General features: G+C 60.9%; 22 protein-coding genes. 8 read left to right on the forward strand and 14 right to left on the reverse strand.

The window, feature by feature from the left end:
* Positions 1-97: 97 nt before the first annotated feature.
* Entirely contained in the window at positions 98-1,765 is a 1,668-nt protein-coding gene (locus ICI42_RS11570) for an amidohydrolase (RefSeq protein ID WP_188164726.1), read from the forward strand.
* Here ICI42_RS11570 and ICI42_RS11575 read toward each other — a convergent pair.
* A complete protein-coding gene (locus ICI42_RS11575) occupies positions 1,747-3,204 on the reverse strand; it encodes an amidase (RefSeq protein WP_188164727.1) in 1,458 nt (485 codons plus the stop codon). The genes ICI42_RS11570 and ICI42_RS11575 overlap by 19 nt on opposite strands.
* A gap of 334 nt (positions 3,205-3,538) precedes the next feature.
* Between ICI42_RS11575 and ICI42_RS11580 the strand changes: the two genes are divergently transcribed.
* Positions 3,539-5,443: a putative bifunctional diguanylate cyclase/phosphodiesterase gene (locus tag ICI42_RS11580; protein WP_188164728.1), complete on the forward strand. Its 1,905-nt coding sequence runs from the start codon at positions 3,539-3,541 to the stop codon at positions 5,441-5,443.
* A gap of 14 nt (positions 5,444-5,457) precedes the next feature.
* On the opposite strand, the gene ICI42_RS11585 is transcribed toward ICI42_RS11580, so the two are convergent.
* Positions 5,458-7,080, reverse strand: coding sequence for an LTA synthase family protein (locus ICI42_RS11585; protein WP_188164729.1), 1,623 nt, complete (start codon positions 7,078-7,080; stop codon positions 5,458-5,460).
* Between the two features lie 79 nt (positions 7,081-7,159).
* On the opposite strand from ICI42_RS11585, the gene ICI42_RS11590 reads away from it, so the two are divergent.
* A complete protein-coding gene (locus ICI42_RS11590) occupies positions 7,160-8,077 on the forward strand; it encodes a lysylphosphatidylglycerol synthase transmembrane domain-containing protein (RefSeq protein ID WP_188164730.1) in 918 nt (305 codons plus the stop codon).
* 5 nt (positions 8,078-8,082) lie between these two features.
* On the opposite strand, the gene ICI42_RS11595 is transcribed toward ICI42_RS11590, so the two are convergent.
* Positions 8,083-8,853, reverse strand: coding sequence for a CDP-alcohol phosphatidyltransferase family protein (locus ICI42_RS11595; RefSeq protein WP_230980289.1), 771 nt, complete (start codon positions 8,851-8,853; stop codon positions 8,083-8,085).
* A 207-nt stretch (positions 8,854-9,060) separates the two neighbouring features.
* Between ICI42_RS11595 and ICI42_RS11600 the strand changes: the two genes are divergently transcribed.
* Genes ICI42_RS11600 through ICI42_RS11615 form a run of 4 tightly spaced genes read left to right on the forward strand, consistent with a single transcriptional unit; the run spans position 9,061 to position 12,320 of the window.
* Entirely contained in the window at positions 9,061-10,068 is a 1,008-nt protein-coding gene (locus ICI42_RS11600; protein ID WP_330999152.1) for a zinc-dependent alcohol dehydrogenase, read from the forward strand.
* A gap of 19 nt (positions 10,069-10,087) precedes the next feature.
* Positions 10,088-10,486, forward strand: coding sequence for a 6-pyruvoyl trahydropterin synthase family protein (locus ICI42_RS11605; protein WP_188164732.1), 399 nt, complete (start codon positions 10,088-10,090; stop codon positions 10,484-10,486).
* A complete protein-coding gene (locus ICI42_RS11610; protein WP_188164733.1) occupies positions 10,483-11,526 on the forward strand; it encodes a glycosyltransferase family 4 protein in 1,044 nt (347 codons plus the stop codon). Before ICI42_RS11605 ends, ICI42_RS11610 begins: the two co-directional genes overlap by 4 nt.
* The gene (locus tag ICI42_RS11615) at positions 11,523-12,320 is read left to right on the forward strand and encodes a class I SAM-dependent methyltransferase (protein WP_188164734.1); all 798 of its coding nucleotides are present in this window, start codon (positions 11,523-11,525) and stop codon (positions 12,318-12,320) included. The genes ICI42_RS11610 and ICI42_RS11615 overlap by 4 nt, the downstream gene beginning before the upstream one ends.
* Here ICI42_RS11615 and ICI42_RS11620 read toward each other — a convergent pair.
* The 11 genes from ICI42_RS11620 to ICI42_RS11670 form a co-directional block, all read right to left on the reverse strand.
* Positions 12,276-13,082, reverse strand: a complete 807-nt coding sequence (locus ICI42_RS11620; RefSeq protein WP_188164735.1) for a RibD family protein — start codon at positions 13,080-13,082, stop codon at positions 12,276-12,278. The genes ICI42_RS11615 and ICI42_RS11620 overlap by 45 nt on opposite strands.
* A gap of 7 nt (positions 13,083-13,089) precedes the next feature.
* Complete coding sequence (locus ICI42_RS11625; RefSeq protein ID WP_188164736.1) at positions 13,090-13,617, reverse strand: cytochrome b; 528 nt, start codon at positions 13,615-13,617, stop codon at positions 13,090-13,092.
* A gap of 291 nt (positions 13,618-13,908) precedes the next feature.
* Complete coding sequence (locus ICI42_RS11630; RefSeq protein WP_188164737.1) at positions 13,909-15,282, reverse strand: ISNCY family transposase; 1,374 nt, start codon at positions 15,280-15,282, stop codon at positions 13,909-13,911.
* Between the two features lie 186 nt (positions 15,283-15,468).
* Positions 15,469-16,203, reverse strand: a complete 735-nt coding sequence (otsB, locus tag ICI42_RS11635; RefSeq protein ID WP_188164738.1) for a trehalose-phosphatase — start codon at positions 16,201-16,203, stop codon at positions 15,469-15,471.
* Positions 16,204-16,278: 75 nt separating this feature from the next.
* Positions 16,279-18,000, reverse strand: coding sequence for an alpha,alpha-trehalose-phosphate synthase (UDP-forming) (locus ICI42_RS11640; RefSeq protein WP_188164739.1), 1,722 nt, complete (start codon positions 17,998-18,000; stop codon positions 16,279-16,281).
* Between the two features lie 160 nt (positions 18,001-18,160).
* On the reverse strand, positions 18,161-19,081 hold the full coding sequence (locus ICI42_RS11645) for a carbohydrate kinase family protein (RefSeq protein ID WP_188164740.1): 921 nt from the start codon (positions 19,079-19,081) through the stop codon (positions 18,161-18,163).
* Positions 19,078-20,115 carry an ABC transporter ATP-binding protein gene (locus ICI42_RS11650; protein WP_188164741.1) on the reverse strand — a complete coding sequence of 346 codons (1,038 nt, stop codon included), beginning with the start codon at positions 20,113-20,115 and terminating at the stop codon, positions 19,078-19,080. The genes ICI42_RS11645 and ICI42_RS11650 overlap by 4 nt, the downstream gene beginning before the upstream one ends.
* Positions 20,115-21,629 carry an argininosuccinate lyase gene (gene argH, locus ICI42_RS11655; protein ID WP_188164742.1) on the reverse strand — a complete coding sequence of 505 codons (1,515 nt, stop codon included), beginning with the start codon at positions 21,627-21,629 and terminating at the stop codon, positions 20,115-20,117. The genes ICI42_RS11650 and argH overlap by 1 nt, the downstream gene beginning before the upstream one ends.
* A 3-nt stretch (positions 21,630-21,632) precedes the next feature.
* Positions 21,633-22,487 (reverse strand): carbohydrate ABC transporter permease, encoded by an 855-nt coding sequence (locus ICI42_RS11660; protein WP_188164743.1) that lies wholly within the window; start codon positions 22,485-22,487, stop codon positions 21,633-21,635.
* Positions 22,484-23,419, reverse strand: coding sequence for a carbohydrate ABC transporter permease (locus ICI42_RS11665; protein WP_230980290.1), 936 nt, complete (start codon positions 23,417-23,419; stop codon positions 22,484-22,486). The genes ICI42_RS11660 and ICI42_RS11665 overlap by 4 nt, the downstream gene beginning before the upstream one ends.
* Before the next feature lie 4 nt (positions 23,420-23,423).
* Positions 23,424-24,677 (reverse strand): extracellular solute-binding protein, encoded by a 1,254-nt coding sequence (locus ICI42_RS11670; RefSeq protein ID WP_230980291.1) that lies wholly within the window; start codon positions 24,675-24,677, stop codon positions 23,424-23,426.
* A gap of 283 nt (positions 24,678-24,960) precedes the next feature.
* Between ICI42_RS11670 and ICI42_RS11675 the strand changes: the two genes are divergently transcribed.
* Positions 24,961-26,187 carry an ROK family protein gene (locus ICI42_RS11675; protein ID WP_188164745.1) on the forward strand — a complete coding sequence of 409 codons (1,227 nt, stop codon included), beginning with the start codon at positions 24,961-24,963 and terminating at the stop codon, positions 26,185-26,187.
* The last annotated feature ends 12 nt before the right edge of the window (positions 26,188-26,199 follow it).

The following is a 26,199-nucleotide window of genomic DNA, read 5'->3' on the forward strand; positions in this document are numbered from 1 at the left end:
GCGACCCCAGCCGCATTCTCATTATGGATAGCGTATTTGACGGCTTGGCTTCCGGCAAGGCGGCTCGCTATGAATATAGCCTAAAGGGGAATTTCTTATGCAGACAGCCGACCTCGTCATCGAAAACGCATACGTCATCACAATGGACCCCAGCCGGCCGCGCGCGGAGGCCGTCGCGCTCAGGGGGGAAACCATCCTCGCCATAGGCAGCCGCGCCGATATTTCGGCTTATGCATCGCCGCAGACCCGTCGAATCGACGCCAGCGGCGCATCCGTTCTGCCCGGCTTTATCGAAAGTCACATGCATCTTTTCACAGGTGCCGCGCAGCTCGACAGTCTATCACTTTCCGGCTTGAATGGCTTCGATGCCATTGCAGCGGCGGTCCGCAAACGGGCGGCGCAGGAGCCGGAGACAGAAGTGCTGATCGCCGAGCAGGCTGCCTATTTCATGTTCGGCGACAATCAGCCGATCACCCGGCACATCCTCGACCGCATCCTGCCGGACCGCCCGCTGGCCTTCTTTGCCAGCGATCACCATACCATGTGGGCGAACACGGCGGCGTTGAAGGCCGCAGGGATCCTGCATGGGTACGCCACACCTCCGGGTAGCGAAGTTGTGATGGGTGCAGACGGCCTTGCGACAGGCGAGTTGGTCGAATTCGAGGGCTTTGCGCCGATTACAGCCCTGACGCCGACGGGCGGTCGTGAAATGCTCGGCCTGCTGGGCGCCGAGCCCGCGACGCCGCCGACGGCCGCGCAGCGCGCAATCGACAAGGAGATCATCAAGCAGGGGCTGAAGTACTGCGCCTCGCTCGGCATCACCAGCTTTCACAATATGGATGGCAATTTCTACCAGCTCGAACTCTTGGGCGAGATCGAGCAGGCGGGCGACCTCATCGTGCGCGGCCGTGTGCCATTCCGCATGATGCCGGGGCTGAAGCTGGCAGACCTTCAGAACGCCGTAGAGATGCGGCGGCGCTGGCATTCCGACCGGTTGAAGGCCGATTTCGTCAAGATTTTCATGGATGGCGTGATCGAATCCAAATCGGCTCACATGTTCGCCGATTTCATCGGCTCGCCCGGCGAGCGCGGCTGGTCCTTTTTCGAGCAGGACGCATTCGACGCTATCTGCATAGAGACGGACCGGCTCGGCCTGCAGATTGCCGTGCATGCGATCGGCGATCAGGCCGTGAACCGGACGCTCAACGGCTATGAGGCCGCGCAACGGGCCAACGGCCGTCGCGACAGCCGCCACCGCATTGAGCATATCGAGGTGTTGGCGCCATCGGACCTTCCGCGCTTTGCCGAACTGGGCGTCATGGCGTCGGTGCAGCCAACCCATGCGCCGGGCGGCGTCTATCCGGCCGAGCCGATCCTGTCGATGATCGGCCGCGAACGGCTGCAGCTTGGCTACGCATGGCAGACCATCCGCCGGACAGGCGCAAGGCTGGTCTTCGCCAGCGACTGGCCGGTCGCGCCGCTCGATCCGCTGCTCGGCATCAAGACGGCCATGACGCGTCCGCCAATCTTCGATGGCGCTCCCGACGAACGCCAGAGCCTGGAGGATGCGATTGCCGGCTTCACCGTCGACGGCGCCTATGCGGAGTTCGCAGAGGATCGAAAGGGGGTGCTCAAGCCCGGCGCATTGGCCGACCTCGTCATCCTGTCGGGCGACATCGAAGCCACCGTGCCCGACGAAATCGACAGGCTCAAGGTTGCAGCCACCATTTGCGGCGGCCAGATCACCTACGAGCGCGGGGTGTAACGCAACGGCGGCCGCCGGTCGAACCAGGGTTGTGCCTCTTCCAGCCGCGCGCATAGGCCCATCAGCAATTCGTCGTTGCCGAAAGCAGCGGCGAGATGGATACCGACCGGCAACCCATCGTGCGTCCAATGCAGCGGCAGCGAGGCTGCGGGCTGTCCCGAGGCGTTGAACGCAGCGGTGAAAGGCGAGTAGGCGAAGACACGTCCCGGTCCCATGCGGTAGTCGACATAATCTTCGGGCTTGTGGTCGAAGCGGCCGATTTTTGCCGGTGGTTCTGCCAGCGTCGCGGTCAAGAGAACATCGTAGCCGTCGAAGAACGCCGCCATCTCACGGCCATAGGCATGCACCTTGTTGATCGCTTCGAGATAGTCGCTGCCGCTGATGGTGCGCGCATAGGCGACGGCGCCGCGCGCAATGCCTTCTATGTCGTCCGCAGCCAGCGGACGACCGCGCTTCCGTATGGCGCCATCGACAGAAAGGGCCGTGCCGCAGGCGACGATCTTGGTCCAGGCGGCCATCATGCCCGCTGTGTCGGCCTGCGGAAGCGCTTCCACGAGATCATGACCCATACTCTCCAGCAGCCGGGCCGTGTGTTCGACGGCAATGCGGCATTCCGGGTCGATTGCCTCACCGGTCAGCGACGTTGTCGCGAAACCGATGCGCAAACGCTTGTCGTTCCGGTCGAGGGCCTGTCGGAAGCTCGCCTGCAAGGGTGGTGCGACATAGGGAGCGCCGAGATCGGCGCCTTGCGTGGCGTCGAGCAGTACAGCGGTATCGCGCACCGATCGGGTCAGAAATCCGTCGATGGCCATGCCGGCCCAGCCTTCGCCGACATAAGGGCCGTCCGGCAGTCGCGCACGCGTCGCCTTGAAGCCGAACAGGCCGCAGCTCGAGGCCGGAATACGCACCGATCCGCCACCGTCCGACCCGTGCGCTGCGGGCACGATGCCGGCGGAAACAGCTGCACCGGCGCCGCCCGACGAGCCGCCGGGCGTGCGGTCGAGGTTCCACGGATTGCGGGTCGGTCCGCCATATACGGCAGATTCCGTCACCGGGCCGACCCCGCCCTCGGGTGATGTGGTGCGTCCGAAGGTGACGAGACCCGCTGCCTTCAGGCGGGCGTAGATGGCTGAATCTCGGGCGTAATGCGTGTCTGCAAATAAGCGTGAGCCGTTATTGCTCGGAAAATCGACGGCCTCCGCGCCGAGATCCTTCAGCAAAAAGGGCACGCCTGTCAGCGGGCCTTGCGGCAGACCATCGATTATGGACTTTCGAGCGACCTCTTCCCGCAGCATGGTTACCGCGTTCAGGTCGGAATTGAGCGCGTCCACGCGCCTGAGCGCTTCGTCCAGAAGTTCGTCGGCCTTGACCTGACCGCTATTTACCAGTTCGGCCAGCCCGACAGCGTCATAGGTCTCGTAGAGTTTGTCGATATCCAATGGAAATCCTCGCGATAATCGTGCAGCTTTCGGTATCTTCCTTACACCGGTGACGGAAAGTGGTCGTCAGGCTGATGCATGTTGGCTGCATCGGATTTACATAGTTGAAATCCGAGTTTTGTCTTGCAAATTGTCAAGCTTAGCGCGCTTTATGATCTGGACCCGAGTGTGCAGAAAGTGCGACAAAGCAAGGTGCGGACTTGGCATATGCAGATCACGCTGTAATCCTGGTCGCACAACCTGGGGTTTATACATGAAAGCTACTGTAATGTTTTCGGATACGTAGCCATTTTTTCGGAGAAAAACATGCGTGTCCGTTCCACGAGTATCGCCAATGCCGACCACGGTATCTAACGAACGCATACGCAATATTTTGTGGATCTTGCAAAATACGGTCATCCGGATGATCGGTGCTGGGTCCACATTGGAGGCAATTGCCGAGCTTATCTGCCATCAGGTCGAATGGCTGGCGGACGATGACGTCGCATGCTCGATCCTGGCTTTGGACGACAATCGGCAGCTCCAGACGCTCGCCGCACCCCATCTCCCGGTCGAATACACCCAGGCATTGAATGGGACCGAGATCGGAAACGATGTCGGTGCATGCGGCACGGCAGCCTATCTTGGCAAGGACATCGTCACGCTTGACCTGAGCACTGACCGGCGATGGGCGAACTATTCCCATTTGATAGCGCTTCTGCCGATGAAAGCCTGCTGGTCCAGCCCGATTTGCGCCGGCAGCGGCGCTGTGATCGGCACATTCGCGTTCTACTTCCGAAACAATCGCGGTCCATCCGGCTATGAACGTGAACTGGTCGCATGCTGCACGCAACTTTGCGCCATCGCCATCGAATACGCACAGACACGCAAGCAGCTGCTGGCGCTTGGCTATGTCGATCCGCTTACCAAGCTCCAGAATCGGGCCGCCTTTCACAAAGACCTCGAGCAGCTATGCCTGGGGACTGCGCCTTTCACGCTTCTTCTGCTCGATTTGAACAACCTCAAGGGCACCAATGACACCCTCAGCCACACGGCGGGTGATGCGCTGATCTGCGCGGTCGGCGACCGGCTGAAAAAGCTGGGACCTTCTCTTTCGCCGTACAGACTTGGCGGCGACGAATTCGGCGTGCTCGCTCCGAAATGCGACAACGACGAAGACATGGCGAAATGTGCGTCAATCATCCTGGAGGCTGTCAACCGACCGGTCGATTTTCAGGGCCATACGCTGAGCTGCTATGTGACTGTCGGCGGCGTGCGCAGTCAGCCGCCGGTCAGTGCGGAGATGGTTTCCCAGAACGCCGATTTCGCGCTTTATCATGGCAAGGCAACCCGCCGTGGCGGGTTTGTCCGTTTCGAAGCCGGCATGCGTACCGCCATCACACGACGACTGAGCACGATAGCGCTTGTCGAAGAGGCGCTTCGCGACGGGCGCGTGCTTCCGTTCTATCAGCCGTTGGTCAAGCTCGAGACCGCGGAGATCGTCGGCCTCGAAGCGCTTGCACGGGTGCGAAATGCCGACGGCAGCATCATGGCAGCCGCCGATTTTCACGAGGCATTCGGGGAGCCGCGGGTCGCCCAGATGCTGACGGATGTGATGCTGGACAGTATCGCGGCGGATTTACGCGTTTGGCTCGACCGTGGAATTCCGTTCCAACATGTCGGTGTCAATGTGACCACCGCCGACTTTCATCGCGGCGACCTCGATACCCGCATCGCAGCAGCCTTCGGCAAGCAGAACGTTCCGCTCAAGCATATCGTGCTCGAAGTTAACGAAGCCGTCTTCATGGGCGGCACCGGCGACAATACAGTGGCCACATATGTCGAAAACCTGCGTAAGAAAGGCATCATCGTCGCTTTGGACGACTTTGGAACCGGCTATGCGTCATTGACCCATCTTTTGGAGTTTCCCGTCGATCTCATCAAGATCGACAAAAGCTTCGTTCAGAAACTGCGCAACGATCGCGGCAGCCAGGCGATCGTCAACGCCCTCATCGATATCGCTGAGAAGCTCGGCATGAAGATTGTCGCCGAAGGCATAGATTCGGAGGATCAGGTCGAGCGGCTGCTCGCCATGGGTTGCAAGCTGGGGCAGGGCTATCACTATTCCCCGCCGGCGCCATTTGCCATTGTCACCGAACTTCTCGGTCTGTTCAGCCAGGGCGTGAAAGGGCGAGCCCGGACGACCGAGGATGAAAACCACAATTGGCCTGACCGGACCGAGATTCCATCACGCCCGTAACCTGACCGCGAACGCTACTGTTTGGCGAGCAAATCGATCAGCAGGGCGTGCATATCCGACATCGGCCTTGCCCGGGTCTCGCGCAGAGGCAGCAGTCCTCCGCTGAAGCCGTTTGTCTGAAAACGTTGGATCAGTTCGCTCTCCCTGCTGATGATATGGATCGGGACGTCGCGGGAGGCATTCGGCCCGGTGATGATCGAGGCGGGCTGGTGATCGCCGACAACGATGAACAGCGCATCACCGCCGAAGCGGGTGATATAGTCGCCGACAGCGGACAACGAGTAATCGATCGTCGCGATATAGTGCTGGCGCACCCGCTCCGGATCGGACCATACCACGGCGGGCGGGTCACCGGCGACCGCCTGCGCATTGAAGATCGTGCCGTCGCCGACATCTTCCCAGCCGACGAGCTGGGGAACCGGGGTCCACGGCGCATGGCTGGAAATCAAGGCTATCTCGGCCATGACGGGTTTTCCTGCTGCGCGGCTTGGCGATCGCGCAACGCGCTCGAAGGTCGAGAGCGTGTACTGATCCGGCATGGTTATCCAATTGAAAGGCTGTCCGCGATAGCCAAGATCCGCGGCGGCAAAAACACGGTCATAGCCGTAATACGCCGCCTCTGGCCATGCCATGGTGATGGCCGGCATAATGGCGATACTTTCCCAGCCCGCCGCCGAGAACAGGCGATTGAGGCTCGGCCGCTTGCTTCGCATCAGGAGATCGTAGCGGGCCTGGTTTTCGATCCATAGGCCGGACAGGAAGGTGCCATGCGCCAGCCAACTCAACCCGCCCACGGTTGGAGCTCCCAGCCAGCCGCTTGCCGCATGCAGCCTGGTTTCCGACAAACGCTGCTCGATGGAGTGAAGACGCGGAAGGGTGGTCTTGGCATAGCGGGGGTCCTCGACCGCGCTTCTGCCATAAGATTCGATGAAGATCAGGACGACATCGCGGCCGGCGACTGCGCCGAACAAGCCCTGGCCGTTTGCCGGCCCCGTCTCTTTCACAAGCTCTTCCTCGAAAGCCCGGATGTCGGCTATGGATCGGGAAATGAGATCGAGCCGCGTCGACAAATAGTTCACCGACCGCGCGTTAACCCGATCTGCAAACGAAAAACCTGCAATAAGGATGACGCTACCAGCTGTAGCGACCAGTCCGAACAACACCCGCAGTTTTCGCCGTGCAGGTCGTGGTGTCAACGCGAGGCTGCGCAGCGACCAGAACAACCCCGCCGTCACCATCGCGACGAGGAACAGAGCTCCGCCGAATGCCAGTCCCGCCTGAACGGCGCCCATGCTGCCGGAGAGAACGTTCCACCCGTCAGATGCCATTTTGGCGTCGAGATAAGGATTGAATGGCCTTTGAAAAGCTGCCTGGGTGGCGATATCGGCGATCTTGAGGATGAGGGTCAGCAGAAAGGCAGCGGTCAGAACGGCCGCCGCCGCCGGGGCCAGCCGCTGCGGCATCAAAAGCAGGACGAAGATGATCAGTGGAAGCTCGAGCGGCAATCGGAGGAAGGCGCGGGGCGTTATGGCATCGGGATGATCCGGCAGGGCCAGTGCCAGAAGACCGAGCATCAGGAAGAGGATAAGTGCCAGCCATGTCTGCCGAGAGGCTGTTGGGGCGGTCTTATCAGGCATATGGTTTCACGGCACGGAATCGAACTCTGCTACGGCATGCCTTACGGCTTACGCACACTCTCAGTTGAAAGTTTCGATATTGCCTGGGCTTAGGATCGTCACCGCCGTTGCTTCCATCGCTGTGGTGATCGGCCTGGTGCTCTTCATCGAGCCGGCCGGGGTGTTCGAAGCCTTCCAAAGCGTGTCGGCCGGCCATGTCGTTCTTGGCCTCGGGTTGGTCCAAGCGCAGATCGTGCTGTCGGCGGTTCGCTGGCGTTTCACCGCAGCGCGGCTTGGCCAGACGATGTCGCTCTCCCTGGCGATCCGCGAATATTATATTGCGAGCCTGCTCAACCAGACGCTGCCCGGCGGCATGGCGGGCGATGCGCTGCGCGCCTATCGCGGCCGGACCGAAACGGAAGGGGGATGGAAGCGGCCTGCGCAAGCAGTCGTTTTCGAGCGACTGTCCGGCCAATTCGCTTTTTTCGCGCTGACCGCTCTCAGCCTGCTCGCCTGGCCCTTGCTGCTCTCTCCGCAAATGCCCGAAGGCTTCGGCGCCGCTATGGGCGTGGCTGCCATGGTCGTTGCAGCGCTTCTGCTGGCCTGGTTGTGGCGCGGCTCGCTGCCGGCTCGTTTCGCCGCGCTGAAACCCGATTTTGCTGTTGTCTTCTGGCAAGATGGCGCCGCCTTTGTGCAGATCGGCCTCAGTGCGGTGGTCGTTGCCAGCTATGTCACGACGTTTTTCATCGCTTCCGGTGCTGTCGGCGCGCCCTTGCCGTGGGTAGCCGCCGTAACGGTGGTGCCGCTGTGCCTGCTGGCAATGCTCGTGCCATCCGCGATCGGCGGCTGGGGCACGCGAGAAGCGGCGGCGGCGGCGCTGTGGCCCATCCTCGGTTTTACGGCCGGGCAGGGGCTCTCGGCGAGCCTGCTCTACGGCGTCATCTCGCTTGCCGGCGCATTGCCAGGACTTGGTGTGTTGGCATTCGCTGCCTGGCGAGGCGGTATCGGCAGAGCCTGAATGGTTCATCGCTTTTTGCCCGGGAGGTGCATCAGAAAACGCACGTCCATTGCAAAAGAATACGTCAACGCAGCCAGTGCGAAGCCCGCCAGCAAGCTCGAAAACGGCTGGTCTATCCATGGCGCGAGGATTAGGCAGAGAACCCCCATCTGGATGACGCAGACCAGCTTCCTTCTGAAAGAAGGCAACAACTCGCGGCGCAGCTTTGGAAAAAAATGCTGCGCGGCAACGAACATGTATCGCATCAACCCGATCAGCAGCACCCACCAGCCGGCCTTTTGCAGGATAAGCGCGGCCGCGGATAGGATCAGGATGAGGAGCGCGTCGATTTCCATATCGAAACGTGCGCCAAACCCGGTTTCCTCAGCAAATCTGCGCGCGAGATAGCCGTCTATGCCATCGAGAGCGACAGCGACGGAAGCTACGAGAACCAGCAACCATGCAAGCTGATCACTGCCGCCAAAGGCATCAGCGATAAAAACGACAGCTCCGACGAAGCAGACCATCGCGGTGCGCAAAGCCGTGATCGTATTGGCGTATCCGAAGCCCCCCTGCACATCGCCCGGTAGGGCCTTTAAAACCACTGCATAGATGAATGCCAACGATATTGCAGCAGCGCTGCCGACACCGAACTCCAGCGGAAAGGAAATTCCGGCGAGAAGGAACGCTGAGAGAGCAATGAGATAGAGAACCAACAACGTCCGTGCCGCAGTGCCGCGGAGCATCGACCTGGGTCGCATTCGCGACGTGCCCCATCTATCCGGTTCGACGACCATTCCGATTCCCCCTTGCAGCCACTGAACTTATTGCGCCGACTTGGCTTTTTCGAGTTCGTTCACGGAGTTGTGCGCAGGATTTCGTGGCAAAAGGTGACGCAGGCGCGGGGGGCGCCAGGCCCACGCAACGACCATATTTGAGCACTGGAAATCATCAGCCATTCCAATTCCTTGGCTTGCGCCTAGATTGATGGCAACGGGAGAAACGTGTTGGAAATACCTTTACCGACAGAGGCACGGAGCAGGGACGGGATATCCGCACTGGCGCTGTGGTTTCCCGCGGCAGGCTCGTGCCAGTTACGCACCGAACTTCTACCGAAGCCCTCGGCGAATGAGGTCGTCGTACGAACGCTGTTCAGCGGCATCAGCCGTGGCACCGAGAAGCTCGTTTTCGCCGGAAAAGTCCCCGACAGCGAGGCCGAACGGATGCGCGGCCCCAATATGGGCGGGAATTTCTCCTTTCCGGTCAAATACGGCTATTCCGCAGTCGGTATCGTTGAGGCAGGGCCTGCCGAGTTCACCGGCAAGACAGTCTTTTGCCTGCATCCGCATCAGGACGTCTTCGTGGTAGCGGCAGAGATGGTGACGCCGTTGCCACCTGACGTTCCACCGGCTCGCGCCGTTCTCGCCGCGAATATGGAAACGGCTCTGAACATCGTGTGGGACGCCGGCGTCCTGCCGGGCGACAGGGTCGCCGTTTTCGGCGCTGGCGTCGTCGGTGCTCTCGTTGCCTATATTGCCGCCCGCATCCCGGGAACCGATACAATCCTGGTGGATACGCAAAAAAAACGGCAGGACTTGGCGACCAGCCTGGACATTGCTTTCGCTCAACCAGACGCGCTCGAAGGCGAATTCGACGTCATGATCAACGCTACCGCTTCAGCCGACGCGCTCGCCGCGGCGCTGTCCCACGCTGGTCAGGAAGCACGCATCGTCGAGGCGAGTTGGTACGGCGACAGTTCGGTCCCCATTCCCCTGGGAGGGGCGTTCCACTCGCGCAGACTGTCGATCGTCGGTTCGCAGGTGGGCTCCATCCCGCCCGCACGGCGAGCCCGCTGGGACTTTGCTCGCCGGCTGGCCAAAGCGCTCGACCTGCTGGCCGATCCGGGCCTTGATGCACTGATCTCCGGCGAGACGCCTTTCGCCGATCTTGAGACCGATTATCCCGACATTCTCGCCCGCGCGGATACATTGTGCCACCGCATCCGTTATTGAAGGCACCAAAGGAGATTGCATGTTTGCCGTTGAAGTCCGTGATCACATTATGATCGCCCACAGTCTGCCGCGCCCTGTCTTCGGTCCCGCCCAAGGCATGCACGGTGCGACATTCGTCGTCGACGCTGCCTTTTTCACGAAAGATTTGGACGATGACGGTCTTGCCGTCGATATCGGTCTTGCCACGTCAGTGCTATCCAGCGTTTTAAAGCCGCTCAACTACAAGAACCTGGACGAGGTGGCTGTTTTTGCCGGCAAAGTCACGACGACCGAAGTTGTTGCAAAGCATATTTTCGACGAGCTCGCTCGCGCCGTTGAGGAAAAGAAGCTTGGCTCGGGAAGCGATCGTATCTGCAGGATCAAGGTGATGCTGCATGAATCCCACGCCGCGCGTGGCTGGTACGAGGCCGATCTTTGAAGCGCGGCCTCACCTTTGCCTATCCTGGGAAGCTTGAGCTGAACACAGGCGGTTATGCCTATGACCGCAAGGTGATCGACGGTCTCAGGAACCTGGGGTGGGCGGTAACGCCGCTTGGCCTCGGTGACGGCTTTCCGGCGCCTCCACAGACTATACGCGCCGAGGCGGAAGCGCGGCTTTCGGCACTCGATGACGGCAGTCTCGTCGTCATCGACGGGTTGGCCTTCGGTGTTCTGGATAACTGGGCAGTCGAAGAGGCTGACAGGCTGAAGATCGTTGCTCTTGTCCATCACCCGCTGGCTTTGGAAACAGGACTGTCTCAGGCGGAACAGGCCGATCTGAGGGAGCGGGAGAAGCGGGCCTTGCAGGCTGCGCGACTGGTGATCGTGACATCTCCGATGACGGCGCGCGAACTCTCCGCGCATTACGCCGTCCCATCCGAAGCCATAACGGTGGCAATCCCAGGCACCGAGCCAGCACCCCGCGCATCCCTTAATGGCAATCCGCCGCTGATTCTCTCTATCGGCACGCTGATTCCCCGCAAGGGCCACGACGTGTTGCTGGACGCGCTCAAGCTGATCCAGGATATCGAATGGAACGCCCGGATCATCGGCAGTCGCGATCTCGACCCGGCGACCGCGAAAGCGCTGGAAGCAAGGGTGAGGGCGCACGGCCTTCAGCATCGGATCACGCTGACGGGAGAATCCATCGACACGCGCGCGGCCCTGGCATCCGCGGATGTCTTTGCGCTGGCATCCCGTTACGAAGGGTTCGGCATGGTCTTTGCGGAAGCGCTGTCGCAAGGTGTTCCGATTGTCGCCTGCGCCGCAGGCGCGGTGCCGGAGGTAGTGCCTGCTGAAGCCGGTTTTTTGGTGCCTATCGATGATGTCGAAGCGTTCGCCGGCGCACTCAGACGCCTGCTGACCGACCCTGCCGAACACAGCCGCCGCGCCGCCGCGGCACTCGAGGCCGGTACACGTCTGCCGCGCTGGCACGACACGGCCCAGATTATAGCCTCAAGGCTGGCGGATATCGCATGAGCGGTTTCGACAAGGACTGGCTGGGGCTGCGCGAACCGATAGACCAGGCGGCACGCAGCCCAATGCTCATCTCGAAGCTTTCGCGTCATCTCACTGCCGTCAAAGGCCCGCCTGCGCTTCTCGATATCGGCTGCGGCACCGGGTCCACCTGGCGGAGTCTTCACGAAGCTTTGCCTGAGGATATCGACTGGCGACTTCTCGACTACGATCCCGAACTGCTTGCCGAGGCCGAGCGTCAGATCGGCGCCCAGCAGCGTGTGAAGTTTCATCGACACGATCTCAACGATATCGACGGCCTGCCGCTCCAAGGTGTTGCTGTCGTGACTGCCTCAGCCTTCTTCGATCTCTGCTCGGAGAGCTTCTGCAGACGGTTCGTCGCGCGGCTGCGGGATGTGCGGTGCGGGCTCTATGCCGCCCTTACCTATGACGGACACATGCAGTGGTCCGAGCCGCACCCGCTCGATCGGACTGTGGTGGAGGATTTCAATCTGCATCAGCGCTCGGACAAAGGGCTTGGCGCAGCCCTCGGACCTGATGCGACTGCAATGCTCCGCAGCCTGTTCGGAGAAACTGGCTTTCGTGTCGAAGTTGCTGAAAGCCCGTGGCTGATGGGGCAGGGGCATGCACCAATGCAGGAGGCCTTTCTGCGTGGCTTCGTGCGGCCTCTTACGGAGATAGGATGGTTGTCGACCGCAGAAATCGAAGAGTGGCTGAGCTATCGCATCGACGCTATCGCCAAGCCCGGAAGCTCATGCGTGGTCGGCCATCTCGACTTGATCGCTCTGCCTGATTGAGCGCTTTTGCGGATCGAACCGGCAATCGAACAAAACATCCCCGCCAAGCATGTAGACATCGGTTTTCGGCCGGTAGGCCGAGGACAGACTTTCAATGGGCGAAAGCGAGATGCCCTGTGGGCCGGAGCCGATGATAAGAGGCGCTATCGACACGTGAAGTCTGTCCAGTAAGCCGAAATCGACAAATCGGGCGATCGTGCGGGCACCGCCCTCCACCAGAATTCTGGATAGTCCACGCTCCTCAAGAGCGTCCAGCATATCTCTCGGATCGAGGCCGCAATCATGTCGGGGCAGGCGGATGACCTCGGATTCCGGATAATTTTTGCGCGGCGCTTCGCGGCTCTGCAAGAGAATGACCGGCGCACCCCCGTCTCGAAACAAGCCTTCATCGCCGGAAAGCTCGGCGTCGCAGTCGACCACGACCCTTACCGGGTCTGGTCCAACTGCCTTTCTGACGGAAAGCCTGGGATCGTCCGCCTTGACGGTGCCAACACCGACGATGACGGCCTCGACCAGCGCTCGGCATCGATGCAGATGAGCAAGGCCCTCGGGGCCTGAAATATCCCGAGCGTCGCCTTCCGGTGTCGCCACCCGTCCATCGAGAGATTGCCCGACCTGCGCAAGCACGAAGCGGCCTCGCGCAGATGCAATGGGGCCATAGAGAGACAAGGCGGCATCGTCGGTATCGGCATCGATAGAGCGGCCATTGCGCAGCCTCATCAGCCGGTCCCAGGTCGCATCGGTCATCTCGATTGTGCGCATCGCGGCCCTAAAGGATTCGATAAAGCGTATCGTCGCGCCGTACGACGTGGTGCATCACGGCCGCTCCGACATGCAACGCGACGAGGGCCAGAATGATCCATGCGCTCCACTCGTGAATCGCCGAAAGTGTCCAGGCGATGTCCGGGCTTTTGCCGATAGGGCTCCAAACCTCCGCCAGACCGAACCAGACGAGGGGAAAACCATGCGCGTTGGTGGCGAGGAAACCAGTGACCGGCATCACGATCAGAAAAACATAGAGCAAGCCATGGACGGTATGTGCCGCAATGCGCTCTATCGGCGGTCCATCGATGAGAGGCGCCTTGCTTGTCAGCCGAACGCCAACGCGCAAGAGCATCAGCCAAAGGACAAGAAAGCCGAGCGATTCATGGACGAGATAAAAATCAAGCTTCACATCGTCCTTGACGAAACCGATCATCAGGCCGAGCGGCCAGATCGCCAGAACCAAAGCGGCAATCAGCCAATGAAAAAGCTTGAGCAGCGGCGAATAACCCCGTTTTGCATCTCCGGCATCCATGCATCACCTCCAGGTCGACAGTTCAGGACAAACCGTGCCGACTGCGAATGGATTCTAGAGCACAAAAGGGCGGGCCATTCCATCCTTCCGAAACTGTGGCCAATCATGTCTCTGTTGCATTTGAAAATAGAATCCATCCGGCTACAACACATTGTGGCGTGGGAGTTGGAATGTCCGCCTGTTTGCAAAGTAGAAATGTCCGCCTGCCCCGATCTGAGCGGCTGATCCCGCTTGCAAGATCAGATCGGGGCGGGTGATTGACACCCTCTTCGGCTTTAGCTTTGAGACGCCTCACTCCGCAGCCTGCTGTCGCGACAGTGCTTGCTGCCGCCGCGCAATCACAACCGGATCGTTCGTGAAGTCTTTCCGACGACCGGGTCCACGAGCGCGTTTGATGTATCCATTCTTATCGCTGTTGGTCTTCACCTCAGGCGCCGGGCGCTCGTCCTGGCGCTCCCTGATATACGCCAGGACATCACCCAACCGCTTGTTCTCGGTGATCGCCGCATGCGTCACCCGCTGGTCCTTGTCGAATACCTGATAGGGCAGGGAATGTCCCTTCCATCGCACATCCAGCCGACCGTCCGCATAGGCATAGGTCTCGACATAGCGGCCAACCAGACCACGCGTCACCTCGGTCTCCTCCAGCATGATCCGCTTGCGTTCGAACGAAAACGTCAGCTGCGCTCCGACATAGCGCTGCTCGCGCTTGCACAGGATCTCAGTCAACCGATCCGGCGCCAAATTCAGCGGCCGGTGCAGATCGACGGGACGGGCAGGGACGATCGCAAAGCGCGCGTTGTAGTCCTCCACGAAGCCTGACAAGAACGCATTGCCCGCCTCCATGCTGTCGATGCCAGAAAGCCTGAGCTCCTTGACCAGGCGATCCTGCAACGTCCGGTTCATGCGCTCGACCCGACCCTTGGCCTGGCTCGAATTTGCACAGAGAATCTCGATGTTTAGCTCGCAAAGCGCACGCCCGAACTGGGTCACGCTCTGACCGCCTTTGGCATCCTTCTTCGCCACCCGAAACACCGAATGCCTGTCGGAATAAAAAGCGACGGGAGCACCATGCGCCTGCAGATAGAGCTTGAGCGCCTCAAAGTAGGTGAAGGCACTTTCCGAGCGCACAAAGCGCAACTGCATCAACCTGCCGGTCGCATCGTCGACAAACACCAGCAGCGAGCAAGACGGTCCGCGATCCTCGAACCAGCGATGCTCCGAGCCGTCGATCTGCACCAGTTCGCCATAGGCTTCTCGCCGCAACCGCGGCTGATGAAACGTCCGCCGCTGCTTGCGCGACAGCCAGAGGCCGGCATCAGCCATCCAACTGCGCACCGTCTCACGCGATACACGCAGTCCATCGCGCTCGGCCAGCTTCTCCGTCGCCAATGTCGGCCCGAAATCCGCATAGCGTTCGCGAACCAGAGTCATTGCATAATCGCGAACCCCGTCGCCGATCCGGTTGTTCGACGGCCGGCCAATCGACCTATGACGGATCGAGGCTGCGCCGCCGGTTTGTATCCTGTTCAACAACCGGCGGACTTGCCGTGTGCTGAGATCCAGCACATATGCCGCCGAGACTATTGTCATCCGACCGGCAATCACCCTCGACAAAACCTCGATCCGCTGAAGATCGCGTTCGCTCATCGCTATCAGTCCCATCTGCAATCTCCCAGGCATCGTTCAGGCCCGGGGAGTGTGACATTCCAACTTTGCAGAAACAGGACACTTTAACTTTGCGACTACACACATCAGTTGCATAAGATATGTTATGGAACTTTTAATATTTTAATCTATTCAATTAGATAGCGGCATAAGCAGAGAAACTACTGCTGCTTCGGTATGTGGCTAACGCGCCAAGAGTTCGGCGATGAATCGGCGTGCGGCCGCGACAGTCTCCAGCGTATGCTGCGCAGCGGTCGGGCCTTCCGGACGTACGCGGATCGAGACACCGCCAAGTTCGTTGACGAACTCGAAGCCGGTTTCATCCGCAGTATCGTCACCAAAGAAAACCGGCCGCCGGCCGGCAAATGTCGGCAACTCCATGAAGCGCCGAATGGCAGCGCTCTTGAGTGCATCGAGAGGAAGGAATTCGACGCCCGCGTGACCGGCCAGCAGCCGGTATTTTTCGCCGAGCTTCTTAAGCGCGCGTTCCGACGACGCCTTGACTTGCGGCAGCGAATGCGGCGCTGCACGCGTGTGGATGGCCAGAACCGCGCCCTTGCGTTCGAAATAGATGCCACGCGTGGTGTGGAATTCCTCCTGCAGTTGATCGGCGACCGCCGTCAGGTCTTCAGGCTCGCCTGCTGTCGTCACCGGGCCATGCTTCGCCAACCGGTGTTCCAGCCCGTAAAGACCGGCGGTTGGCAACTCCATGTCGCCGAACAACCGGTCGACCATGGCAATGGACCTCCCCGTGACCAGAGCGACGGCGCCATTGAGACGTTTGTCAGCCTTGAGCATCAAGGCGCGCAGTTCATCGTCCATGACCACGCCCTCGGGGTGTGGTTGGTGTTCGAGAAGCGTGCCGTCGATATCGAGGAAAAGAGCGATTTCGGCGGGTTTCAGATCAAGCAATTCCATGGGTCCTTCCAGATAGAGAGTGCGAGCGACACCGCCTTGTCGGCAGTGTCGCTCGATTTCATGACGCGGGTATGCTCAAGCCATAACGCTGAAGCGGTTGTTCTGCTTGTGCTTGTCGCTGGCCGACGTCAGAGCCGCCCGTTTGCGCAGGCGTGCTGCATCGACCAGCATCGAGCCGGCCCAGCGGAACACGTTGTTGCTGCGCACCACCTCGCGCATCCGCTGCATCCGCTCGCGCATCTCGCCTTCCGGCATGGTCAGCGCGTGGAAGAACGCCTCGCCCATCGACGATGGGTCAAACGGATTGACGATCAGTGCCTCAAGCAGTTCGCGCGAGGCACCAGCGAAGGTCGAGAGGATCAGAACGCCGCGCTCGTCGTCGCGCGATGCGACGAACTCCTTGGCGACCAGGTTCATGCCGTCATGCAGGCTGGACACGACACAGATATCGGCGGCGCGATAAAGCTCGGCCAGTTCTTCCTGCGTGTGGTGTTCGTCCAGCAGGATGATGGGCTGATAGCCATCGGTGCCATAGCGGTCGTTGATCTCTGCCACCAACGCCAGGCACTCCTCGTGCAACAGCTTGTAGGCTGGCAAATCCGACCGGCTGGGCGCAGCGATCTGCAGGAAGACCAGACGGCCGATCCAGTCGGAATGCTGCGTGAAGAACTCGTCCAACGCGTGGAACCGGTCGAGCACGCCCTTGGTGTAGTCGAGCCGCTCTACGCCAATGGCAATCTTGACGTCGTCGGGAATTCCATGCCGGTCACGTAATGTCCGACTTGGATCGGTCGTGATAAATTTCGGCTTCTTCGGCCACTCGATCGAGATCGGATAGGCGTGAACCAGCGTTGTTCCGCCCTTGTAGGAGATGGCGGCCCCTTCCCTGTCGATACGAGATTCTAAAAAGCGATCAACGCTTTCTGTGAAATTGTTGCAGTGAAGCTGGATGTGGAATCCAAGGATCGAACTTCCCAGCAAACCGTCCAGGATCTGCTCGCGCCACGGGCAGATGCTGAACACCTCGGCATTCGGCCACGGTATATGCCAGAAGGTGATGATGATCGCGTTCGGTAGCCGTTCGCGGATCAGCCGCGGCAAAAGCGCGAAGTGATAGTCCTGCACCAGCACGATGGGCCGGTCGCTCTTGGCTTCTGCAATGACGGCATCTGCAAATTTACGGTTCACAGCCTGATAGGCGTCCCAGTCGGCCGCACGGAAGATCGGCCGCGTAAACGCGATATGGCAAAGCGGCCACATGCCTTCATTGGCAAAGCCGAGATAATAGCCCTTCAGCTCCTCTTCGCTGAGCCAGACCCGGCGCAGCGTGTAGGTCGGATCTTCGGGTGGCACTGCCACATGGTCCTGCTGGTCGACGGTTTCGCGGTCAGCAGAACCGCCACCATGGGCAATCCAGGTGCCGCCGCAGGTGCGCGTGATCGGCTCGAGCGCTGACACAAGCCCGCTCGCCGGCTTGCGCAGCACGACCCCATCGGGCGTCTTTTCGTGGATGTAAGGTTCGCGATTGGACACGACGATGACTTCCGTGTCGGGCAGTTCGTCGGCAAGAATTTTCTGAAGTGTCTCCGGTCCCCAATCGACCAACGTATCGTTGACGTCGCGTCCGTTCTTTTCACTTTCACGCATCACGGGCTGATAGTCCATGACTTGCATGGGTTGCGGGCCGACGCGCTTTCGCCACATTAAGATGGTGCTGCCGACGGCTAAAGTTGAGAGAAGAATGCTGACGGTCAAGACCGTCCACACAAGCGTGTAGTCACTCAGTTGCGTATTCATACTCCGTCCGGTCCCTCGGTTGCGGCGCCGTAAAACGGCATGGCCACCGCCGCGAAATCCCGCGAGGGAATTGTGGCCATAAAGTGCAAACCCCTCAGGCCGGAAACAGTTCCGAATTTTTTTGCTGCACTGCGGAACTTTTCTCGCAGTCGCGTTGCGCCTACTCCGCCGCGCCTGCTCGCATCAGCGGAGCGCGCAGGATGGACGCGCCCCCCGCCGCCTGCACGGCGGCGCTGCCGAAGCTTATGCCGGCAGACAGACAGATATCGTCGCTCTCGCCGCGCATCCAGGCATCGATGAAGCCCGCATTGAAGGCGTCGCCCGCCCCGGTCGTGTCGACCACCGGGACTTCGGGCGCGGAGCGCTGAGATATCTTCCCCGACGCCGCCAGCCATGCGCCGTCCGGCCCTGCCTTGAGCGCCACCAATGGAAAGGCTTCGGCGAGTGCTGCAATCGCAGTGTCGGGGCCAGTCTTGCCGGTAATGGCAAGGGCCTCTTCAAGATTGGGCAGAAACAGATCGACGCCGTTGCAGCGATCGAGAAATGCTGGGTCGTAGATCAGCGTCTCGTCCCAGCTCGGGTCCAGCGACACGGTCAGGCCATGCGCCTTTGCCTGTCCCACGAGGTCAGGAATTTCGTTCAGCGTCGCATATTCGGCGATGTGCAGGTGGCCAGCTTCCGGCCACGTCAGAGCTGCATCCAGGGTGGCAGGCAACGCTGTACCGGCGCGGCGGGACAGGAAGGCGCGGTCGTGGCCGATCACCGAAGCGACGGTGACCTGCGGTCCAGCGTCTGCCGCATGTTCGAGAAAGCGCAGATCGACACCGCTGGCTTCTAGCTCGGATCGGAGACCGAGAGACAACGGGTCCGTGCCCAGGCGCGCAAGCAATGCTACGGGCCGTCCCGCATGCGCGATATGCGCTGCGGCGATGAAAGCCCCGCCGCCCGCCGCCATGTCCATATCGCGCGCAAACACCTCCCTGCCCGGCTGCGGCAAGGCGCCGAGGCCGGTGAAAATCAGGTCGCAGTAAATCCGGCCGATGCTGAGCACGGCCGGATGCTTGGCACTTCCGGAACTCATGAACGACCCAGTGACTGCTCGCTTTTGGCGTCGAAAAGATACAGGTTCCCGGCGGCCGCGCGGCAGGACAATGTGCTTCCCGCCGCCGGGATCAGTTTTGCCGGTGCGGTGGCAATAACAGCATTTCCGTCGATATCAAGGTGGACCAGTGTTTCCGGTCCCAGCGGCTCGACAGCGGTGACGGTTCCGCTCAGCTTAAGGCCGCTGCCGTCGCCGTCATCGCCCACGAGCAGGTCATGCGGGCGGACGCCGATCAGGATGTCGCCACTGGCGTCCGGCTGAACGCCGCCCTCCCCGCGCTTTCCCCTGATCAGGTTCATCGACGGGCTGCCGATGAAGCGCGCTGTGAACACATCGACCGGGTTTTCGTAGATGTCAGTCGGTGTGCCGGTCTGCAGGATGTGGCCATCCTTCATCACCACGATGCGGTCGGCCATGGTCATGGCCTCGACCTGATCGTGCGTGACATAGACGATGGTGGTCTTCAGCCGCTGGTGCAAGCGTTTGATCTCGATGCGCATCTGCGCGCGTAACTGGGCGTCGAGATTGGACAGCGGCTCGTCGAAAAGGAAGGCCGAGGGGTCGCGCACCATGGCCCTGCCAATGGCGACACGCTGACGTTGCCCGCCCGAAAGCGCTGCCGGCCGCCGGTCGAGATAGGGCGTGAGGCCAAGTACGTCTGCTGCATCCTCGATGCGCGCATCCTTGTCTGTCTTGCTCAGTTTGGAGGTGTAGAGCCCGAAGCCGATGTTCTGGCGCACGCTGAGATGCGGATAGATGGCATAGTTCTGGAACACCATGGCGATGTTGCGCTGCTTTGGCTCGCGTTCGTTGACCACCTCGCCGCCGATCTTGAGCGTGCCGCCGGAAATGTCCTCGAGGCCTGCGATCATGCGCAACGTCGTCGATTTTCCACAGCCGGAAGGTCCGACGAACACGACGAACTCACCGTCGGCAATCTCCAGGTCGATGCCGCGCACGGCCTCGACCTTGCCGTAGCGCTTAACCAGCTTCTCCAGTTCGATCGTCGCCATCAGAGTGTCTCCACCAGGGACTGGAATTTCTGCGCGAGTTCCGCCGCTGCTTTCGCCTCATGCGTGGCCTGCGCCTGTGCTGTCTCAGCGAAGGTCTTCGCCGTCTCGCGATAGGTCGCAAGCGCGTCCGCCATGGGTTCGGGCGCAGGCCCGCCATACCGGGCGCGAACCGCAACGAAGTGCTCGGGCGAAACGATCTCCGCGAATGTCTCGCGGTTTACAGAAGGGTCGCGTCCCGTCGAATGCCTGAACGCCACCAGAAATGGCTCGTAGCCGTCCGTTTCGAGCCCGCCCTTGGCAGCGACGACGGCTTTCGCCACCGTTGCCGCGATCTCATGCGCCTCGCGGAACGACAGACCCTCGATCCTGACCAGCGAATCCGCGAGTTCGGTGATGGTGATGCAGGAGCGGCGAATGTTGTCAGCCACGCGATCCGGATTGATGCTGATCTGTGCGATGAAGGCGGCGAGCAAGTCGAGCACGCGGCCTGCCGTGGCAAAAGCCTCATAGCCCATGCCTTGCGTCTCGCCCTCGCTGTCGTTCATGTCGGTAAAGGGCGTGTTGTGCATGATGGTCAGCACGCTCTGCGCGCGCCCCACCGTCTGGCTCGACAGATGCCGCATATGTTCCACCGGAACCGGATTGCGCTTCTGCGGCATGATCGAGGAAATCTGCACCAGCGAATTCGGCACGTAGATCTGGCCAACCTCGAAGCTGGTCCAGACCTGGAAATCCTGGATCAGCCGGCCGAGATGCAGGAACATCAGCGACACTGCCGAATAGGTTGCGGTGGTGTAGTCGACGGCGGCGATGCAGGAATAGGAATTGCGCAACGGTGCGGAGAAGCCGAGCAGTTCGGCGACACGCGCGCGACGGATCGGAAAGCCGGATGTGGTGATCGCGGCCGCGCCCATCGGCGACAGGTCGACGATCTTGCGGGCTTCCGCGAAGCGCTCGATGTCGCGGATCAGCACCTCGATAGCGGCTGCCAGATAATGCCCGAACGTCGTCGGCTGCGCCGGCTGGCCGTGGGTGTAGGCAACGATCAGCGTGCCTTTCTCGCGGTCGGCCGCTTCAATCATGGCATCGAGCAGCGCGCGCGCCTTGGCCGTCAGCGTGTCGATCTTCTCTTTCAGGCTCAGCTTGAACAGCGTGTGGTCGATGTCGTTGCGCGACCGAGCCGTATGAAGCCGGCCGGCGACGTCGACGCCGATGCGCGCCTTGAGCTCCTTCTCGATCAGGAAGAAGAAATCCTCGACCTCACCGGTGTAGACAAGTTTTTCAGGGTCGACCTCGCGGTCGATAGCCTCGAGTGCCCCAGCTATTGCCTTGGCCTGTTCGGGCTCGACGATACCGGCTTCCGCCAGCATCACCAGATGCGCCCTGTCGATGCGCCGAAATCCATCGACATGGTGGCTTTTGGCGCCGTCGAACAGCGGCCGCAGCACGGTCTCCTTGTATACCGGATCGGGGAACACCGATGTGTCCGATAGGGTGGGATTGGTCTGTGACATTTCTTAACCCTTGAGCCCGGCCAGCATGACGCCGCGGACGATGTAGCGCTGGAGCAGGAGGAAGACGAGAAGCGTGGGGATGGTGGCGAGTGCGGCACCCGTCATGATCATTTCCCACTGGATCGACTGTTCGACGGCGAAGCTGGAGAGGCCGACCGGCAGCGTGTAGAGCTCCTTGCTCGTTGTCACGATCAGCGGCCAGAAGAATGCAGTCCAATTGCCGAGGAAGGTGAAGATGGCGAGCGCCGACAGCGCGGGCGTGACCAACGGCATCGCCACCTTCCACCAGATCTGGAACTCGTTGAGACCGTCGACGCGCGCGGCTTCGAGGAAATCGTTGGGCACGCCCTCGAAAAACTGCTTCATCAGGAAGGTGCCGAAGGCAGTCATCATGCCGGGGAACATGATGCCCCAATAGCTGTCGATCCAGCCGAGCTTGCTCGACATCAGATACCACGGAATGACCAGCATCTCGGTCGGGATCATCAGCGTCGAGAGAATGGCGAGAAAGATGAAGTAGCGGCCGCGAAACTCGAACTTCGCCAGCGTGTAGCCGACCAGGCTGTCGAAGAACACGTTGGAGACGGTGACCGTGACCGCCACGATCATCGAGTTCAGGAACCAGCGCATGAAGCGTCCGTCAGCCAGGATCACCATGTAGTTATTGAGCGTGGGCGCTAGCGGGATCAGCCTGAGGTCATAGACTTGCCCCGCTGTTTTCAGCGACGTCGAGAACATGAAGGCCAGCGGCGTGACCATGATCAGCCCGCCGATGAACAGCAGCGTCCAGGCGACGATGCGGCCGGGGCGGATGCCGCCAAAAGGCAGCGCAGGCGTGGTGTGCGTTGCGGCGGTCATTTCTTTTCCCTCAGGATCCAGAGCTGCAGCAGCGACACGAACAGGAGGATGGTGAACAGCACCACCGTTTGGGCGGCGGCATATCCCATCGCATAGGAATTGAACGCGGTCTGATAGATCAGCAACACCAGCGGCTTGGTCGAGCCGAGCGGCCCACCGGGATCGTTGGTGGTCATGTTGTAGACCTGATCGAAGATGCGCAGGAACCCGATGGACGAGAACACCACCAGGAAAACCGTGGTTGGCTTGAGCAGCGGCAGCGTGATCTTGCGCAGGATCGCCCATTCGCCGAGCCCGTCAATGCGGGCGGCTTCGTAATAGGTGCTGGGGATCGCGCGCAGGCCGGCCATGAAGATGATGATCTGGAAGCCGAGACCGGCCCAGATGGCGGTGACCATAATGGAGGGAAGCGCCTGGTCGACCGAACGTATGAAGGGCTGCTGCGGAATGCCCAGCGTGCCGAGGAAGTTGTTGATCACCCCGATCGGTGCCGGCTGGTAGAACCAGCGCCAGACCCATGCCATGGCAGCCGCCGTCGTCAGGAACGGCAGGAAATAGAGCGCCCGGATCAGCCCGTGCATGACGCGGACCCGATCGAGATAATAGGCGATGACGAAAGACAACAGCAGGCTGACCGGCGTGCCGACGATCAGATAGGCGAAGGTGTTGCGGAACACCTTCCAGAACTGCGCGTCGGCGAACATCTTCTGGTAGTTCGCCAGTCCGATGAATTTCGGCGGCTTGAGCAAATCCCAGTTGGTGAGGGACAGCCAGAAGGCGTCCACCGTGGGATAGAAACGGATGACCGTGTAGAACACGATGGGAAGGGCGAGGAAGCTCCACACCCAGACCAGCCGCTTCGTCCGCATCGGCAGGCGGTGCCAGAGGGAGCGGCTTGGCGCCGCCCCTCCCAAGTCCACGGTCGTGGCCATCGGCTTACTGTGCCGCTTCGTCGATGATCGCCTGTTCGGCCTCGGCTGCCTGGGCGATCGAGTCGTCTACCGACTGGCCTTCCAGAAGAACGCGGTTCGCCATGTCGATGGCGTTCTGGCGCTGCGCCTGCTCGTCCACGAACAGCGTGGTATGGGCATATTCCAGGCCTTTGAGGAACGGCGCGTAGATCGGATCGGCCAGATTGGCTTCCGTCAGGGCTGCCGAACGGCGCGCCGGCAGTTCGCCCACTGTCTTCAGCCAGATGTCCATCGCTTCCGGCGAGGAGATGTAGGCGAGGAACTTCTTGGACGCCTCAAGCTTTTCGCCCTCGGTCTTGGCGCTGATGCCATTGGCGAAGTAGCTGGCATAGTTGGAGCGAACACCCTCGGCATTGGCCGGAAGCTCTGTCACGCCCCATTCGAAGCCTTCGATGGACTTGAACGCACCAAGGCGGAACGTGCCATCGATGGTCATCGCAGCCATCCCGGCGCGGAACGCCGCCTGGCCTTCATCCATGAAGCCGACCTGACCGACCTTCTTTTCAAGCTGCAGGTCTGTGTAGAATTTCAGCGCCTTCTTGCCGGCGTCGCTGTTGTAGGCGACCTTGCGGTCGTTGTCCCTATAAGGCTCACCGCCATTCTGGCGGATCAGAACCTCGCGCCACCACTGGTGGTCCTGGCCGCCCATGTCGAGCGTGGTGCCCGCCACCGTCATATTGCCGGCATTATCGCGCTTGACGGTCTTTTCAGCCGCGGCGACATATTCGTCCAGCGTCTTGGGCGGGTTGTTGGGGTCGAGGCCCGCATCGGTGAACAGCTTCTTGTTGTAGAACAGAGCCAGCGAGCGCACGGCCGTCGGCAAGCCGTAATAATCGTCGCCGCGCTTGACGGCGCTCACGATGGGGAAGAATTCGCTCTCGATCTTGTCGTTGGGGAAGGCATCCTTCGGCAAGGGCTGCAGGATTTCGCCGGCGGCAAACTTGTCGAGCCAACCATAAAAGAACTGCATCACGTCAGGCCCCTGCCCGCCCATCTTCGCCGCGATTACGCGCGTCTGGTAATCGGCATAGGGAAACGTGGTGTGCTTGACGGTGATGTCGGGATTGGCCTTCTCGAAATTCGCGATCAGCTCGTCCATCGCTTTGACGCGGGTTTCGAAGACATATTGCCAATATTCGATTTCGACCGCCTGGGCGGCATTGAGTGCCAGCGTGCTGAAGCCTGCAATCAGACCAGCCAACAAGGTTGCCTTGCGCATGTGAACCTCCATTTGCGCCCGCCGGACACGCCGGCCAGGGCGATTGATTTCCCCTTATGGTCCGCATCCGCACGAGGCGAATGTGGCCCCTTGTCTTCCGTGAAGAGATCTTATGAGCCATTCGCTCCAAGCCTCTGTCACGGCCTGCAGCAGAACCGCAGCCTGGCCTCTACGGTTCCTTGCCGGCTGCCTTTTGTCAATAAGATAATTTACTTGAATTAATCTATTGCCCGCTTCCGATTTTCCGCGTTATCAATTTCGCGAAGCAGGCAGGATCGGTGGAATGAATTCCCAGCCCGGCAGCAAGACACGCCATATCGCCATGGGCAAGAACCCGGAGCGCAGCCGTGATCACAACCGGCGCGTGGTGCTCGACGTGGTGCGGCGGCATGGGTCGCTCGGCCGCATGCATATCGCCCGCCTCACCCATTTGACCGCGCAGGCCATTGCCAACATCGTCGAGGAACTGGTTGGCGATAAGCTTTTGATGGAAACCGGGCGGCTGCGGTCCGGACGCGGCCAGCCGCCGATTCAGTTCGCCGTGAACCCCGATGGCGCCGTCACGCTCGGCGTCGAAATGGCATCTGACCATATGGTCTCCACGGTGCTAGATCTTTCAGGGCGCCAGCGATCACGGCGCATCATGCCGGTCAGCGACACCAGTCCCGAGCAGGTCGCGGGTCTTCTGCGCGCTGAACTCGATGCCGTCAGGGCAGGCTTTCCAGCAACGCTTCTGGGCGTCGGCGTCGTGATGCCCGGCCCGTTCGAGATCGAGGGCATGACGTCCGTCGGCCCTACCACCCTGCCCGGCTGGGCTGGCATTGATGCTTCCACTTTCCTCAGCGAGGCTTGCGGCGAGACGGTGATGGTCGAGAACGACGCGACCGCCGCAGCCGTCGGCGAACGCCTCTTCGGCGCGGGCCATGCCATCTCCAGCTTTTCGATGATCTATTTCGGTGCCGGTCTCGGCCTAGGGATGATCCAGAACGGCGCGCCATTTCGCGGCGCTTTCGGCAATGCAGGCGAAATCGGCCATGTCGTCGTCGTCCCGCGCGGAAAGGCCTGCCCCTGCGGCCAGCAGGGTTGCCTGGAGCGCTATGCTTCGCTGCATGCCTTGCGCGAGAGGCTCGCGGAAACTGGCATTGAGGACAGCGGTCTCGACGCCCTTTCTGCCCTGCATGGGGGAAGAAACCCGGTGCTGGTGGAGTGGATGAATGAGACCGCCAGCTATTTGTCGCCGATGATTGCGATGATCGAGAACATTCTCGATCCTGAGACCGTTATCCTCGGCGGGACCCTGCCCGATGCCATCATCGACGAGATCATCGCGCGCATGGGGCAGTTGCCGATCTCGGTGGCGAGCCGCCGCACCCGCGCCTTGCCCCGCGTCATTCGGGGGCAGACCGGCCAGTTCACCGCCGCCCTCGGCGCCGCGGCCCTGCCACTCTACGAGGCCCTGACCCCCAAACTCGAGACATCGGCTGGCGCGCTGGCCGAAGCACTTGCCTGAACATCGGAGGAG

Source organism: Oryzicola mucosus, assembly GCF_014534685.1.
Taxonomy (GTDB): domain Bacteria; phylum Pseudomonadota; class Alphaproteobacteria; order Rhizobiales; family Rhizobiaceae; genus Oryzicola; species Oryzicola mucosus.